Raw genomic sequence first — 14,103 nt, forward strand, 5'->3', positions numbered from 1 at the left:
GTGACCTCACTTTCTTGGTTTCACTCTTTTGAGGGTTCATAAACTGATTTATGTGACCTCGCTTTGTTCGTTTCACACTTTCGAGGGTTCATAAATTGATTTATGTGACCTCGCTTTGTTCGTTTCACACTTTCGAGGGTTCATAAACTGATTTATGTGACCTCGCTTTGTTCATTTCACAATGTCGAGGGCTCATAAACTGATTTATGTGACCTCGCTTTGTTCATTTCACAATGTCGAGGGCTCAAAAACTGATTTATGCGACCTCTCTTTGACCTTTTTATTCAAATGAGGGTTCAAAAATGCTCCATCTCTTTTTCCTAGATTTCCAACTTCGCTTTAATCTCTTCAATTTGCTCAAGATGTCTCTTCTCATGCAGCCCGACAAACGGAATCCATTGTTTCAGGCTTAACGGGCCAAATACAGGATGAGGATAGGATTTTTGCTCCAATACACTTTCCTCAACATTAGCGACTGCATTGACTAGTGCTTCACGTGATTTTGCCAGCTTCATTGTTACTTCTTCTAAAGATAAAAAATCCCCAGATGGTTCAATAAAACTTGGAGCTTTCACTTTATGTCGGCGATCAACAGTAAATTGGATAGGTTTGTCCTCTGCTCTTACACTTTGCTCATTCTGTATTTGCTCTGTAATTGCATTTGCAACTACCATTTCAATTAAGAACAAGTGCTCTAACACCTCCATTATTGACCACTTTGTACTATTGGGACGTTTATTTAATTGAGTATCATCAATAGAGCTTACACTTGCTAACAAAGCCTCTCTTACTCTATAATTTTCTTCCATTTCCTCATCCCCTATTTTCAAACAAATTTGCTTACTATTATTAAAATACCATGTATTAACCAGACATAACATTTATTTTTCTAGTTATTGACAATAAATCATTTCTTGCATAAACTAAAGCATATGAACATATGCTCATATACTTTAATAAGGGTGAAATTAAATGATATATGACGTAATTATCGTAGGGGCAAGTCAAGCTGGATTGGCCATGTGTTATTACCTAAAGAAGAAGGTTCTTGGCAATCCAAAAGAGGCTCTGCTCTTCTTTTTGGTGTTGGTGAAGATGCTCACCATTTATATCAACATATTTTATCTAACAGATAGAGAGGATTTACAATGGAAAAAGATGAACACACAATTTTACCATTAGAAACCATTGATGAAGCATCACGCATCTTTAAGGCATTATCTGACCCTACTAGAATTAAAATCTTATATTTACTCTCTCAAGAGGAGTGTTCTGTTAGCCATATGGTTGAGGTCCTCGAAATGACTCAATCAGCTGTTTCTCACCAGCTTAGCTTATTAAGAAATCTTAGATTGGTTAAATATCGTCGAGAAGGCAACACGTTTTTTTATACATATGACGATGAACATGTCATAGAAATCTTAAACCAAGTTCTATCGCATATAGACCACACCTAAGGGGGAATGAGTATGGCTCATCATCATCATCATCACCATGGTCACGATCATCATCATGATCACCACCATCATTTCGAGATTACTAGAGAAGGAAATAAAAAAGGTTTACTTATAGCTTTAGTAATTACCACTAGCATAATGCTTCTTGAGTTTTTTGGAGGTTTATTAACGAATAGTTTGGCTTTATTAAGTGATGCTGGTCATATGTTAAGTGACGCAAGTTCTTTATTATTAAGCTTAATAGCAATTTGGTTTGCTTCAAGACCACCTTCACCTAAAAAGACCTATGGGTTTTACCGCGTTGAAATTTTAGCAGCTTTGTTTAATGGAGTTTCCTTATTTATCATCGCGGGCTTTATTGTTTGGGAAGCCTTCGAACGCTTTTTAGCCCCTCCAACAGTTGCAAGTGGTACTATGATCATCATAGCTTCTGTTGGATTGTTTGCAAATTTAGTAAGTGCCTGGGCACTAATCCGAAAAGGTGATGTGAAGAATAACGTAAATCTACGAAGTGCTTACCTACACGTCTTGGGAGATGCATTAGGTTCAGTAGGTGCTATAATCGCAGGAATTGTGATGTTAATGTTTTCATGGTACATTGCAGACCCCATCATCTCAGTAATCGTGGCCCTTCTAATTCTAAAAAGTGCATGGGGCGTCATACTACATTCAATCCATATCCTAATGGAAGGAACTCCGACTACCCTTAATCAACACGAGGTAAAAAATGAACTATTACAAATCACTGGCGTTAAAGATATTCACGACCTTCACATCTGGACGATCACATCAGGTTTAGATTCATTAAGCTGTCATATGGTGATAGAAGACCAGATAGATAGTCAGGAAATTCTACAACATGCAATTGATAAAATCAAAGATAAATTCCACATTGTGCACACCACCATTCAAATTGAAACTTCAAAGATTCAGCATAAAGAAACACTTTGTATGAAAAAGTATAATGAGTGTATTTTTTAGATATGGACATGGAACCCCTTCTCTCATAGGTGAATATCATATTTATGCAAAGGAGGGATGTTCATGTACAATCAATATGGTTATCCTGGGATGACAAATCCTATGGATGTTCAAAACGCTTGTCAAAGATACATGAATTATTATGTTACTGGTCAATTAGCAGATGGGTCACAGGTCGAAGGTATCATTACAGATATGGATGAAAATGGTGTCGAAATGATGGTCCCGGAGGAAGTTCAAGAGGATATGACAGATATGCGCTTCGGAATCGGCGGATATGGTGGATTTGGTGGCTATGACGGATACGATGGGTATGGTTATGGTTATGGAAGACCAAGAAGAAGATATCGCCGCTTCCGACGTCGTCGCTTTCCATATTCAACATTTGTCTTCCCATTCATTTTCCCATTCCCGTTTTATTACTAGAATAACGTAAAGGACCTATGAACTTCCTACAGTAAATAAATTACGTAGGAGACGTTCGTAAGGTCCTTTTTTTATTATTTCATGTTTCTTTCATACTACTACCCTATTTCGCTATTTTTTTACAAACATAAATCATTCGAGTGCTTTCACTCGTTAAAGGAGTTTCATTCCAATCCTCATATACTTTAACTATTTCAAAGCCATTTGAGGATAAAACACGTTCCATCTCTTTTGGAAAAACATAACGCAAGCTAATGTTGGTTCTCGATTCATTAATTACCTCTTCATTTTCATTTTTGAACCTTCTAATCGTTGTGTAATCTTGAACCTGTAGGAGTGAATCATAAGAACTTATTGTATATACATCAACTTTACATAAAGTTTCAAGATCTTCATATGTTCTCCAATACTCTTCAGTACTCGGTTGAAGTAACTCCTCTTCACTTGGAAATCGGGTATTAAAAATGAAGATACCGTCTGTTTCTAAATGTTGATAAACCGAGAAGAGCAGGCCATCTTGTTCCTCATTTGAAAGAAAATGTTGAAATGAATTCCCCACAGAATAGATTAGTTTACTTTTCATAGGAAGTTTTAACTTAGTGCAATCTTGGAGTATCCAATCAATAGATAACTGTAATTCTGAAGCTTTCCTCCTTGCTTCATTTAACATTCCTCGATGAAGATCGATGCCAATTAATTGATGATTCTCTTCCGCAAGTGGAATTGTAGCTCTTCCTGTACCGCAGGCTAAGTCAATGATAGGTCCATCTATCCTCGACGCAAACTTTAACAAGAATGGTATATCCTCTTTATAGGATTCATTTTCTAAGTCATATAAAGTTGGGTCATTGTATTCTTCTAGATTATTTTTCAATTGGAACCACCTTCAGTTTTGATATACTTCCTAAAACAGGCTATTGTTAGACCTTCCGTTATTGGTATTTCTTTGGTCTTTGTGAAACCATTTTTGTTATAAAACGTAATCGCTGGGCTATTTTTAGCACCTGTTGATACAGTCAAAGAGTATGAAGCATTAAATGAACTCTCTACAAACTCTAATAACCCCTTCGCAATCCCTTTACGAAAATGACGTGGATGAACCACTAATCTATGGATATCAATTACTGTATTCTCTATCTTATAAGAAATGACTCCACACAGTTCTCCGTCTATGTAAAATCCAATAAATGTTTCTCCACACTGAGTCAAACTTTCGACTGTATCCTTTAATGGAGGAAGGTCATAAAATTGAATGATTTCAGCCTCCACCTGATAAGCCGGAATTTGCACATCTAGTACAGCCTTTGCTACCACTGAATTTGTAATATCTATTATATTTATCGACATTTTTACTATCCCTTCCCTCTAATTAAAAAACCTTTAATTAAGGTTCTACATTCCTCACTTCCTCTTCATACAGTCTTACATTATAAACTAATTGTAAAGTTTCTAATTTTCAATCAAATACCGTTTCATTATTCTACAATTTCATGTATAGTTAATTTAATATTTTTATAGAAATAGGTGAATGACTATGCTTGAAAAATATAGAGGTAGACTTATAGCAACCATAACATTTATTTTTGCCATTTCTATTTGGAACTTCATCTATTATTACTACAATAACTATTCATTTAATCTATTACTAGACGCTTCTTACACTGTCATTGTTGCTTTAGTTGTATGGTGGCTTGCATCCTATTATGATAAATCAAAGGTTCTGCTGAGAGAACTAAAGAGTAGTGAAGAAGATTATAAAAAGTTATCAGAATCAACTACCTACGTTTTTGAAAACCTTAACCAAGTCGTCTATCAAACAGACTGTCAGGGTGTTATTACACTATTAAACTCCCAATGGGAAAGGTTAACAGGTTTTACTGTACAAGAAACGATAGGTAATAGTATCTTTCTGTTTATCTATCCTGAAGATTTAGCAATAGCCACCGAAAAAGCTACAAGTTATTATCAAAAAAAAGAGAAGGTATTGCAAGAAGAACTTCGCTTTCGTAAAAAAGATGGTGGTTTTATTTGGTTACAAATAAATACTAAAATTAACTTCAACTCAAATAATGAAACGATATCTACCGTTGGGACTCTAACCGACATTACCGAATGGAAAATATCTGAAAAAGAATTACTACAAATAAACGAAGATTTGGCTATAAAATCAGATAAATTAAGTGTGATTGCACAAATGTCAGCAGCTATTGCACATGAGGTTAGAAATCCTTTAACCTCCATAAACGGATTCTTACAATTACTACAAGAACAAAAGCATTTAAAAGATGAATATTTAGAGATCATTTTTTCTGAGATGAAGAGAATTGAACTTGTTCTAAATGAAATGCTTATGCTTTCAAAACCGCAAACCATTTTATTTGATAAAATCGACCTTGTTCTGACCCTGGACCACGTATTGGCCCTTATAAGCTCTGAAGCAAATATGAAAAGTATTGAATTAATAAAAGAAACTGGCATTGAACCTGTTTGGGTATATGGCGAAGAAAATCAGTTGAAGCAAGTATTTATAAATATTTTAAAAAACGGCATTGAATCTATGACAACTGGTGGAAAAATACATATTTATTTGGCTACAAATAATGAATTTGTGTCAATTTATTTTAGAGATGAAGGAAGTGGAATATCACCAGATACCCTAAGGAAAATTGGACAACCGTTCTATACAACCAAAGAAAAAGGGACAGGTCTTGGGCTTACCATTTGTTTTAAGATTATTGAAAACCACCGAGGAAAAATACATATCACAAGCCAAGTTAAAGTTGGCACAACATTTGAAGTCATTCTTCCTTGTCACTTACCTGCTATTACTGAAAATGTAAGTTAAGAGAAGAACTAACTCTCACTAATTAAGGATTGTGGGAGTTTTTTTTGGTTATACTTCTAAACATTCCATTCGCTCAAAAACTAATTCCAACTCATGATAAACATCTCGCCTGCCCTTCAGCCGAATCTGAAAGTGTTCCATCTAAATTGAACAATGGTACTTTATGTGTTGCCATAATGTCTCCCTCTTCCTGACAAATTATTAGTACAAAGAAAACATACATACCATTTCTAGAAAATGACAAACTATAAATGGAGGTGTCCAATATGAATAGAAAATCCGAAGTTGCTTTTTTAACAGTCTCAACATTGATTTGTATCTTTCTATTACCCTTCGCGATTGTGAAAAAATCGTTTAAAGATTGGGTCATTGTCTATCTAGTTAGCATCATAGGAAATTCAATGGCTGACCGATATCTTGTGTCAAAAGGATATCTAAAATATAGAATCAGGCCTTTTGATAAGAAATTTTCCATACACTTACCGTTCGATTATGTGCAATATCCTTTAATTCTTCTGTATTATAATCAGTGGACATTGAATAGCAAACCCTTGGGTATGCTTTTAAAACTTTTCCCATTTGTAATACCACAAGTTCTTATTGAAACGTTTGCAGCCAAAAAGACAAATTTGATTTCATGGAGAAAAGGCTGGTCTTGGGAGCATTCTTTTATTAGCTTAGTAATTAAGCTTTTGGTGTGTAGGGCTATCATTGCTTTCATACGCAAAACAAATAAAAGAACTATCTCTATTTAAGAAGTAACTTTTCGGATAACAAGCTGAAAAGTCTCCCCTCTTATTCCCCCACATATCCTCGATATGCTTTTTCCCATGCATTCTGCTCCCCTACATTTGATTCAAATGACTGTAGATTACCTACTTGCCATTTGTCTTCACTCTTGTTATGCACAAATGAGATAGCTACGTCTTCATAAATGCGCTCTTTTCCATTTTCAACTACTGTTAAAGTAACATACCCTTGTGGATAACCATCATTTGACCGAATTTCAATTCCGCTATAGGACTTTATGAAATTCCCTTCAGCTTTCAATTGCTCAACCCGACTAACCCAATTTTCTCTAGCTTCATCATATGTAATTGTCACATCCTCATCGTACGCATTATCATGAAAATACACATAATCAAAGGCCTCTTCATAATGACCCTCCTCGATCTTAGTAAAAAATTTGTTGGCAGAATTCCTTGGACTGCCTGGTCCCATATTCAGGTATAAGGAAATCAAGATCATTGTTAAAAGAACTAGAAACCCCCACTTTATTAGTTTCATGCACATACCCTCCTCATTTATATCCCATCTATCATTATTGGACGATTAGTTGCAATTATTAGTTTCAGTTTTATTGCTTTCAAAATTAAAGGTATACTAAATAGAAAAAGGCTGTGATTTTCGGTGTGTTTAATTCTATTTTCGTACAACACTCATCCAACCTACAAATTAATTGTTGCTGCAAACCGAGATGAGTTTTACGAAAGACCTACTGCACCCGCTCATTTTTGGAAGGATAACTCAATGATACTTGCGGGCCGAGACCTTAAAGCGATGGGTACTTGGATGGGTGTAAGTACAACCGGGCGTTTTGCAGCATTGACAAATTATCGTGACCCTATGGAGGATACAGCAGGGAAACGCTCCCGTGGCGATCTAGTATCCTATTTTCTAAATACATCCATCTCTTCAAAGCAGTATATGGAAAGGATCGCTATGGAACGTAGGAAGTACCCTGGATTTAATTTTATTGCATACGATTCCAATAAACTTTTCTACTATTCAAATATTGAAAATAAGATTAAACAACTTGAGTCTGGAATCTATGGTGTAAGTAATCATTTATTAGATACCGAATGGCCAAAGGTGACACGTGGCAAAGAGGGATTAGCAAGAATTAGCAACCAAGATACCGATTCAATGGTTGAAGATCTTTTTATGCTCTTACAAAATACTGATCCAGTTCCTGATCAACTTCTTCCAACTACAGGTGTATCACTAGAGTGGGAACGAAGGCTTTCTCCATTGTTTATTATCAGCGGCGAAGGCTATGGTACAAGATGCTCTACTGTTTTATTAATGACTGACAAAGAGATACAGTACATAGAGCGAACTTATTCAACGTCCGGAGTAAGCGATCAGAACTATACGATTAAACGATAAGTGGGGTCTAACAACCCTACTTCTATTTTTTATCCTTCTCTAGAAGTTCTATAATTCGATCAAGCTTTTGCTCAATCTGTGAGCTTTGCTGTTCATTAGATCTCTGATTTTTGAAGAGTGATCTTACAAATGCTCCGATAGATACAAAAAATAAGATAACTAATAAAAAAATGATTAGTTGAAATACGATTTCTGTGATGTTCAATTATAACAACCTCTCTATAAAATAATTAGTCCCTATCTTGCATAAATCTCATCCATTTTTTTTGCTTCGTATTAACAAATAGGTACCCGATAAATGAAACACCCATTATTCCTGAGGATATTTGTATAATTGGTAAATGGTTAATGGCCAATCCAAGGAAGCTTCCACCTACTCCCGCTAAACCGAAGTAGGATAATTGCTTCTTATAATTTTCAAACACGGTAAAGCGAAACTGTCTTCTCTGCTCATTTTCTTTTAAGTTCTCCATTCGGTTTGGCAGATCTAGAAACTCTCCTACAGAGTGAAGAACCTTGAATAGAGGTTGTGATTGTACCCATTGCCATAGGAACGTCCATTTATTTGAGCCTTGTGTTTTCAGCCAGTCTGTTAATACAGGTTTAAATAAGTCGACTAACTCCTCATCAGGAGCTATGGAGAGTAGCATACCCTCAATTGTTACATAAGATCGACCTAAGAAAACAAACCGAGTCGGAACTTGAATGGGTAGTGTATGTACAATATCATTCATTTCCTTTTTAACCGCAAACATATCCATCTCTTTTATTTTGGTAAAGTCGATTGCCAGCATTTCAGATAGTAGTTTCTCCATTGATTTTAGATCTGCTTCAGGTAGGAGGAATCCTAGATTAGACAATCCATTCACGACTTTTGCATAGTCCTTTACAACAATCCCCTCAATTAATGTTTGAAAAGTTGCAGCATCCTTTTTAGAAATTTCGCCAATCATTCCAAAATCTAGAAGAATGAGGTTTCCATTTTGATCAATCAATACATTCCCAGGATGAGGGTCTGCATGAAAGATTCCAGGCTCAAGCCACTGTGGAAGAAAAACATGTAAAAGTCGCTTTGCAAGATTTCCACGGTTAATTTGTAACTCATTGAGTGCTTTATTATCAGTTACTCTTCTACCCTCAACCCACTCCATAACAAGCACCCTGGATGTGCATAATTCTGGATAGATTTCCGGTATTTTTACTCCCTCAACCTCTTTAAATCTACTTTTAAAATATAAAAGTGTTTCAAGCTCTTTGTGATAATCTAGCTCTCTTTCAATGACATGCTTAAGCTCTTGAAATAGTACCTTGAAGTTTATGAAACCTCTAGGAACAGGTACAAAATGATCAGCAAACCAAAAAATAATCGCTAGGGAACGAAAATCTGTCTTTACAATGCTAGCAATAGTTGGACGTTGTACTTTTACAGCAACTTTTGTCCCATCCAGTAATACACCTTGATACACTTCACCGATGGATGCTGAGGCTATTGCCTCAGGATGAATGGAAGAAAAAAATCCTTCAATACTACCTTCCCATTCCTCCTCTAAAATGAATTCAATATCATTCCACTTTGATGGTGGTACTTTATCAACTAAATCCTCTATTTGAGAGATAAAACTTTTTGGTAATAAGTCTCCTCGAATACTAAGGAATTGACCTATTTTTATGAGAAGCCCCTCTAAGTCAACAAGTGTTTCTTTAAACCTTTTACCAATATCTCCCCACAGTTTCTCCCACTCTGACTCTGGTTTTCTTCGAATCTTAAACCAATAGATTTTTATAAAGATAACAAATGCCATAGATAATATTTTATACATTCGAAGCAACTTAGAATGTTTTTTCATAAGCAACTTACCTCATTCTCATATTAATTAAAACCTCTTCAATTTTACCATAAGCATCCATTTATTTACTCCAATTATTAAAATCGAATGGAATTATTTTGTAGAAATAAACAAACACTACCTGTAAAAAATACTACGAGGTGAGGTTATGAATAAGAAACAACTTTGGTTATTGATGGTGTTAGTATGTTCTTTAGTTATTCTGTTTTCTTGTGCACCGCCTGAAGATGAAGCAACTGATGCAAATAAGCAGGAGGAAAAAGAAAACAAAGAAGAAAAAAGCGATGGCTTACTCCAAAAGGTAAAGGATGAAGGTGTACTTTTAATTGGTACAGAAGGTACCTATCCACCATTTACATTTCACAATGATGCAGGTGATTTAACCGGCTTTGATGTAGAAATAGCTAAAGAGATTGCAACACGAATAGGTGTTACTCCTGAATTTAAGGAAACTCAATGGGACGCTATGTTTGCAGGCCTTGATGCAAAAAGATTTGACATGATTGCCAATCAGGTTGGAATTAGACCAGACCGTCAAGATAAATATGATTTTTCGGATCCTTATATTACATCCTCTGCGGTTTTAGTTACTCATTTAGATAATAAAGATGTAAATCGTTTTGAAGACATAAAAGGCTTACAATCAGCACAGTCCTTAACAAGTAACTTTGCAGACCTTGCAAAAGCCTTCGAGGCTGAGATCGTTGGAGTTGATGGCTTTAATCAATCAATTGAACTGTTAATTTCAAAACGAGTTGATGCTACTATTAACGACAAATTAACCGTATTGGACTTTTTAAAACAACGACCTGATGCTCCTGTGAAAATTGCGGCTACACATGAAGAAGCCTCACAAAGTGGATTCATGTTCAGAAAAGGTAGCGGAGACCTAGTGGATGAAGTGAACAAAGCTTTGCAAGAAATGATTGATGATGGGACATATCAAGAGATTTCTAAAGAATGGTTTGGCGAGAATGTTCTTAAATAGTATTTTTACAAACCCTGAACGATTAGAAAGGCTAACAACAATTGCATTAAACTCCCTTCAACCATTGTTGGAGGGTGCAATTGTTTATACAATACCGCTTACGTTACTTTCCTTTAGTTTTGGGATCATTCTAGCAGTGCTAACTGCTTTAGCTAGGATCTCTAGTATAAAACCATTTGAGATCATAGCTAGATTTTATGTCTCTGCCATACGAGGCACACCATTACTAGTCCAACTTTTTATTCTTTTTTATGGATTACCAACAGTTGGAGTCGTGATAGACCCCTTTCCTGCTGCTATTATTGGCTTTTCATTGAATGTTGGAGCCTACGCATCTGAAATTATTAGGGCTGCTATTCTGTCAATACCAAAAGGGCAGTGGGAAGCAGCATACTCCGTTGGTATGTCATATCAACAGGCATTAAAGCGAATCATTCTTCCACAAGCATCAAGGGTGTCCATTCCTCCCCTATCGAACACTTTTATTAGTCTGGTAAAAGATACGTCTTTGGCCTCATTAATTCTGGTAACAGAAATGTTCCGACGAGCACAGGAGATTGCAGCAACCAACTATGAGTTTTTGCTTTTATATACTCAAGCTGCCCTGATTTATTGGGCGATTTGCTTTATCCTTTCCATTGGACAAGCAAAGCTTGAACATAAACTAGATCGTTATGTTTCAAGATAGTTGTGAAAGGAGCTCGAGCAATGATACAAATTCGTGATTTACATAAAACATTTGGAGAGCTTCAGGTTTTAAAAGGAATAGATATAGATATCCAAAAAGGGAAGGTTATTGTTGTCATCGGCCCATCTGGCTCAGGAAAAACAACATTTCTTCGTTGTTTAAATATACTAGAGGTTCCAACAAAGGGAATGTTATCAATTAATCAACAAACGTTGGATTTTAATAAGAAAGTCGCCAAAGGTCAAATACCTCCGTTTCGCCGGTTAACTGGAATGGTGTTTCAAAACTACAATCTCTTTCCTCATAAAACTGCCCTAGAAAATGTAATGGAAGGGCCAATTATTGTTAACAAAGAGGAGAAATCACAGGTTGAAGATCGAGCACGCATCCTGTTAGAGAAAGTTGGATTGGGCGACAAGATGGATTTTTATCCTTTCCAGCTTTCTGGAGGGCAACAACAACGTGTTGGCATTGCAAGAGCCCTAGCAATGGAACCAAAAGTCATGTTGTTTGATGAGCCAACATCAGCTTTAGATCCAGAGCTTGTAGGAGAAGTTTTAAAAGTAATGAAGGATCTTGCTAGTGAGGGAATGACCATGGTTGTTGTTACTCATGAGATGAGATTTGCGAAGGAAGTCGCTGACGAGGTATTATTCATGGATCAAGGCGTAATTATTGAAAAAGGCAAACCAAGTCAGATATTTTCTAATCCCAGAGAAGAACGCACCAAACAATTTCTGCGTTTAATACATTAGAAAAAGACCCACTCAGGTGCAAGTGGGTCCTCATCAACCACTATCAAAGATCCTTACTAATCTTTTCTCTTTCTTCCTTCACTTTCTCCATCATTTCGTTCATCATATCTTTGGTTAATTCTTCTAATTCATCTAGTATGTCATTTGCTCTTTTTCTAGACTCTTCAGTAGGCTCGCTCATACCTAGTAATTGTCCTAATTCATCCTGAAGTTCATCATAACGCTTTTGTAAGTTAGACATGCTGTTTCTACTCCTATTCACTAATAAGTCTTATTTATAGTTTATCATACAAGCTTCCTTATTGAACGGATTACCTTCTCATAGTATGACTTTTCATGGGGAACAAAGTCAGCCTTTGTTACAGATTTATCAATAGACATTCTTTCTCCTAGTCCACTTTCTTCAAACCCTATAGCAGGTACTTCATTTAGATTACCAAGCCATAACTGCTCGAAATCATCTATAGTAACCCTGTAAATTCCAGAAACTTCTTCACGTTGAATGGTGAAATCCTTAAACCCGAATTCACCTTTACATAAATAAACATGCGCTAGTTCTTTATCAATAAATTCGCCTTTGATGACAGAATAATCAATGACCCCAACCGAAATGAGTTCTTCCATGTTTACATCTATTCCTATTTCTTCTTTAATTTCTCTAATGCCATCTTCTACCGTTTCGTGTGATAGTATGTGCCCTGCCGCTGTAATATCTAAAAGAGTAGGATAGTCTTTTTTCACAGGACTTCTTAATTGCAAATATACATATAGCTGGTCTTTTTCTTGTTGAATTAACCAACAATGAAAAGTTTCATGCCAATATCCATTCTTATGAACTTCTTCTCTTGTTGCTACCCCAATCGGATTTCGATCTTCGTCAAAAATCTTAATCAATTCTGATTCCATCAATATTGCTCCTCACAAGTTAATATAAAACGAAGAGTTCGGATACTTGCCTTCCTTTATAAACCCTATTCTTCTATAAAATTGGGATGCCTCTTCCGTATCAGTATAAAGGACAATAATTTTAAATTTAGTTCTTGCTTCCTGTAAAATCGTATCAACAAGTAGCCTGCCAAGTCCTTTTCTTCGTTCATTTCTTGCTACATAGAATCTACGAAGCCGACCAATTTTGTTATCACCAGCATAAGGATCAATTGTTAAGCCACCAATTGCAACTAGTAACCCTGCTCTATTGAATAAGCCGTACAACACTTCTCCTGGCTTGCTGAAGGTGTTCGAGCCTGATTTATAGTCAAAAACAAGCCTTTCCAAAAATCGAAACCCTTCAGATTTACTTTCATTGACTAATTCTAGATAATTAACTTCTAATAGATTATTAATAAGCCTTATTTCGTAATCTTCCACACTATCTTTTACTAAATAAAAATAAACCAAACCATCTTTTAATTCCACTGACTGAGTAAATCCTAATTTATGCATAAGTACAAGAGATTTTTGATTTTCAAGCTCTACGGTGGCATCAATTACATCAAAGCCTAATTCTTTAAATCCATAATCTAGTACAGTATGCATCACTTCTGTCATGATTCCTTTTCCCCAAAAAGCTTTAGCTAAATCGAAACCAACCTCTGCGATTACTTGATTTTTACTGTCTCTTATATAATGATATCCACATGTCCCAACAAATTGATTTGATACCTTTTCATAAATTCCCCAGCGACAACCGCGATCCTTAATGTGGTATGTAATGATTTTAATTGCCTCTTGGATATCCTTGCATGGCTCAATATCCATGAATTTCGTGATTTGTGGATCTGCAAAATGCTTATACACATCTTCTGCATCATCGAGAGTTAATAGTCTAAGATAATACCTTTCCGATTCTAATTTTGGATAGTAAAATTGGTTAATATTTTTCACAGTATCCTTCCTCTCCATTAAAAATAGACCGAAAGAACACACTGTCTTTACGGTCTAATGGAT

At 35.8% G+C, this 14,103-nt stretch carries 19 protein-coding genes; 10 read left to right on the forward strand and 9 right to left on the reverse strand.

Translation table 11 applies throughout. The features are described 5' to 3' along the window. Positions 1-320 precede the first annotated feature (320 nt). A complete protein-coding gene (locus J2Z26_RS19795; RefSeq protein WP_193534977.1) occupies positions 321-809 on the reverse strand; it encodes a DinB family protein in 489 nt (162 codons plus the stop codon). 163 nt (positions 810-972) lie between these two features. On the opposite strand from J2Z26_RS19795, the gene J2Z26_RS19800 reads away from it, so the two are divergent. The 4 genes from J2Z26_RS19800 to J2Z26_RS19815 all read left to right on the forward strand — a co-directional run bounded on the left by J2Z26_RS19800 (position 973) and on the right by J2Z26_RS19815 (position 2,864). Further along, positions 973-1,182 carry a hypothetical protein gene (locus J2Z26_RS19800; protein WP_193534978.1) on the forward strand — a complete coding sequence of 70 codons (210 nt, stop codon included), beginning with the start codon at positions 973-975 and terminating at the stop codon, positions 1,180-1,182. Then, positions 1,149-1,457: an ArsR/SmtB family transcription factor gene (locus J2Z26_RS19805; RefSeq protein WP_193534979.1), complete on the forward strand. Its 309-nt coding sequence runs from the start codon at positions 1,149-1,151 to the stop codon at positions 1,455-1,457. Before J2Z26_RS19800 ends, J2Z26_RS19805 begins: the two co-directional genes overlap by 34 nt. A 12-nt stretch (positions 1,458-1,469) precedes the next feature. After that, positions 1,470-2,438, forward strand: a complete 969-nt coding sequence (locus tag J2Z26_RS19810; protein ID WP_193534980.1) for a cation diffusion facilitator family transporter — start codon at positions 1,470-1,472, stop codon at positions 2,436-2,438. A gap of 63 nt (positions 2,439-2,501) precedes the next feature. Further along, positions 2,502-2,864: a BTB/POZ domain-containing protein gene (locus J2Z26_RS19815; RefSeq protein WP_193534981.1), complete on the forward strand. Its 363-nt coding sequence runs from the start codon at positions 2,502-2,504 to the stop codon at positions 2,862-2,864. Between the two features lie 103 nt (positions 2,865-2,967). Here J2Z26_RS19815 and J2Z26_RS19820 read toward each other — a convergent pair whose 3' ends face one another. Together J2Z26_RS19820 and J2Z26_RS19825 are read right to left on the reverse strand one after the other, a co-directional pair. Further along, positions 2,968-3,738, reverse strand: coding sequence for a class I SAM-dependent DNA methyltransferase (locus J2Z26_RS19820; RefSeq protein ID WP_193534982.1), 771 nt, complete (start codon positions 3,736-3,738; stop codon positions 2,968-2,970). Beyond that, complete coding sequence (locus tag J2Z26_RS19825; protein ID WP_193534983.1) at positions 3,735-4,211, reverse strand: GNAT family N-acetyltransferase; 477 nt, start codon at positions 4,209-4,211, stop codon at positions 3,735-3,737. Before J2Z26_RS19825 ends, J2Z26_RS19820 begins: the two co-directional genes overlap by 4 nt. Positions 4,212-4,398: 187 nt before the next feature. Between J2Z26_RS19825 and J2Z26_RS19830 the strand changes: the two genes are divergently transcribed. Both J2Z26_RS19830 and J2Z26_RS19835 read left to right on the forward strand, forming a co-directional pair. Beyond that, complete coding sequence (locus J2Z26_RS19830; RefSeq protein ID WP_193534984.1) at positions 4,399-5,709, forward strand: ATP-binding protein; 1,311 nt, start codon at positions 4,399-4,401, stop codon at positions 5,707-5,709. Positions 5,710-5,975: 266 nt separating this feature from the next. Next, on the forward strand, positions 5,976-6,464 hold the full coding sequence (locus J2Z26_RS19835; RefSeq protein ID WP_193534985.1) for a CBO0543 family protein: 489 nt from the start codon (positions 5,976-5,978) through the stop codon (positions 6,462-6,464). Between the two features lie 40 nt (positions 6,465-6,504). Here J2Z26_RS19835 and J2Z26_RS19840 read toward each other — a convergent pair whose 3' ends face one another. Next, positions 6,505-6,996: a hypothetical protein gene (locus J2Z26_RS19840; RefSeq protein ID WP_193534986.1), complete on the reverse strand. Its 492-nt coding sequence runs from the start codon at positions 6,994-6,996 to the stop codon at positions 6,505-6,507. Positions 6,997-7,119: 123 nt separating this feature from the next. Between J2Z26_RS19840 and J2Z26_RS19845 the strand changes: the two genes are divergently transcribed. Beyond that, entirely contained in the window at positions 7,120-7,878 is a 759-nt protein-coding gene (locus J2Z26_RS19845) for an NRDE family protein (protein WP_193534987.1), read from the forward strand. A gap of 22 nt (positions 7,879-7,900) precedes the next feature. Here J2Z26_RS19845 and J2Z26_RS19850 read toward each other — a convergent pair whose 3' ends face one another. After that, the gene (locus J2Z26_RS19850) at positions 7,901-8,083 is read right to left on the reverse strand and encodes a DUF4083 family protein (RefSeq protein WP_193534988.1); all 183 of its coding nucleotides are present in this window, start codon (positions 8,081-8,083) and stop codon (positions 7,901-7,903) included. Between the two features lie 25 nt (positions 8,084-8,108). After that, positions 8,109-9,725 (reverse strand): ABC1 kinase family protein, encoded by a 1,617-nt coding sequence (locus J2Z26_RS19855; RefSeq protein ID WP_193534989.1) that lies wholly within the window; start codon positions 9,723-9,725, stop codon positions 8,109-8,111. A 148-nt stretch (positions 9,726-9,873) separates the two neighbouring features. Here J2Z26_RS19855 and J2Z26_RS19860 point away from each other — a divergent pair, with 148 nt between their 5' ends. The 3 genes from J2Z26_RS19860 to J2Z26_RS19870 are packed head-to-tail and all read left to right on the forward strand — an operon-like array spanning position 9,874 to position 12,156. After that, positions 9,874-10,713 (forward strand): amino acid ABC transporter substrate-binding protein, encoded by an 840-nt coding sequence (locus J2Z26_RS19860; protein WP_193534990.1) that lies wholly within the window; start codon positions 9,874-9,876, stop codon positions 10,711-10,713. Beyond that, positions 10,700-11,401, forward strand: a complete 702-nt coding sequence (locus J2Z26_RS19865) for an amino acid ABC transporter permease (protein WP_193535085.1) — start codon at positions 10,700-10,702, stop codon at positions 11,399-11,401. Before J2Z26_RS19860 ends, J2Z26_RS19865 begins: the two co-directional genes overlap by 14 nt. 20 nt (positions 11,402-11,421) lie before the next feature. Continuing rightward, on the forward strand, positions 11,422-12,156 hold the full coding sequence (locus tag J2Z26_RS19870; RefSeq protein WP_193534991.1) for an amino acid ABC transporter ATP-binding protein: 735 nt from the start codon (positions 11,422-11,424) through the stop codon (positions 12,154-12,156). Between the two features lie 43 nt (positions 12,157-12,199). Here the strand turns inward: J2Z26_RS19870 and J2Z26_RS19875 are convergent, their stop codons facing one another. The 3 genes from J2Z26_RS19875 to J2Z26_RS22240 are packed head-to-tail and all read right to left on the reverse strand — an operon-like array spanning position 12,200 to position 14,040. After that, the gene (locus J2Z26_RS19875) at positions 12,200-12,397 is read right to left on the reverse strand and encodes a hypothetical protein (protein ID WP_193534992.1); all 198 of its coding nucleotides are present in this window, start codon (positions 12,395-12,397) and stop codon (positions 12,200-12,202) included. A 44-nt stretch (positions 12,398-12,441) separates the two neighbouring features. Next, complete coding sequence (locus J2Z26_RS19880; RefSeq protein WP_193534993.1) at positions 12,442-13,062, reverse strand: NUDIX hydrolase; 621 nt, start codon at positions 13,060-13,062, stop codon at positions 12,442-12,444. Positions 13,063-13,074: 12 nt separating this feature from the next. Further along, entirely contained in the window at positions 13,075-14,040 is a 966-nt protein-coding gene (locus J2Z26_RS22240) for a GNAT family N-acetyltransferase (RefSeq protein ID WP_319638027.1), read from the reverse strand. Positions 14,041-14,103: the final 63 nt, after the last annotated feature.

It is taken from the genome of Cytobacillus luteolus (assembly GCF_017873715.1).
GTDB lineage: Bacteria > Bacillota > Bacilli > Bacillales > Bacillaceae_L > Bacillus_BV > Bacillus_BV luteola.

Bases quoted from the DNA above. Each gene is read 5' to 3' on its own strand.
- J2Z26_RS19795 (WP_193534977.1), bottom strand. From the start codon at position 809: ATGGAAGAAAATTATAGAGTAAGAGAGGCTTTGTTAGCAAGTGTAAGC.
- J2Z26_RS19800 (WP_193534978.1), top strand. From the start codon at position 973: ATGATATATGACGTAATTATCGTAGGGGCAAGTCAAGCTGGATTGGCC.
- J2Z26_RS19805 (WP_193534979.1), top strand. From the start codon at position 1,149: ATGGAAAAAGATGAACACACAATTTTACCATTAGAAACCATTGATGAA.
- J2Z26_RS19810 (WP_193534980.1), top strand. From the start codon at position 1,470: ATGGCTCATCATCATCATCATCACCATGGTCACGATCATCATCATGAT.
- J2Z26_RS19815 (WP_193534981.1), top strand. From the start codon at position 2,502: ATGTACAATCAATATGGTTATCCTGGGATGACAAATCCTATGGATGTT.
- J2Z26_RS19825 (WP_193534983.1), bottom strand. From the start codon at position 4,211: ATGTCGATAAATATAATAGATATTACAAATTCAGTGGTAGCAAAGGCT.
- J2Z26_RS19830 (WP_193534984.1), top strand. From the start codon at position 4,399: ATGCTTGAAAAATATAGAGGTAGACTTATAGCAACCATAACATTTATT.
- J2Z26_RS19835 (WP_193534985.1), top strand. From the start codon at position 5,976: ATGAATAGAAAATCCGAAGTTGCTTTTTTAACAGTCTCAACATTGATT.
- J2Z26_RS19840 (WP_193534986.1), bottom strand. From the start codon at position 6,996: ATGAAACTAATAAAGTGGGGGTTTCTAGTTCTTTTAACAATGATCTTG.
- J2Z26_RS19855 (WP_193534989.1), bottom strand. From the start codon at position 9,725: ATGAAAAAACATTCTAAGTTGCTTCGAATGTATAAAATATTATCTATG.
- J2Z26_RS19860 (WP_193534990.1), top strand. From the start codon at position 9,874: ATGAATAAGAAACAACTTTGGTTATTGATGGTGTTAGTATGTTCTTTA.
- J2Z26_RS19865 (WP_193535085.1), top strand. From the start codon at position 10,700: ATGTTCTTAAATAGTATTTTTACAAACCCTGAACGATTAGAAAGGCTA.
- J2Z26_RS19870 (WP_193534991.1), top strand. From the start codon at position 11,422: ATGATACAAATTCGTGATTTACATAAAACATTTGGAGAGCTTCAGGTT.
- J2Z26_RS19875 (WP_193534992.1), bottom strand. From the start codon at position 12,397: ATGTCTAACTTACAAAAGCGTTATGATGAACTTCAGGATGAATTAGGA.
- J2Z26_RS19880 (WP_193534993.1), bottom strand. From the start codon at position 13,062: ATGGAATCAGAATTGATTAAGATTTTTGACGAAGATCGAAATCCGATT.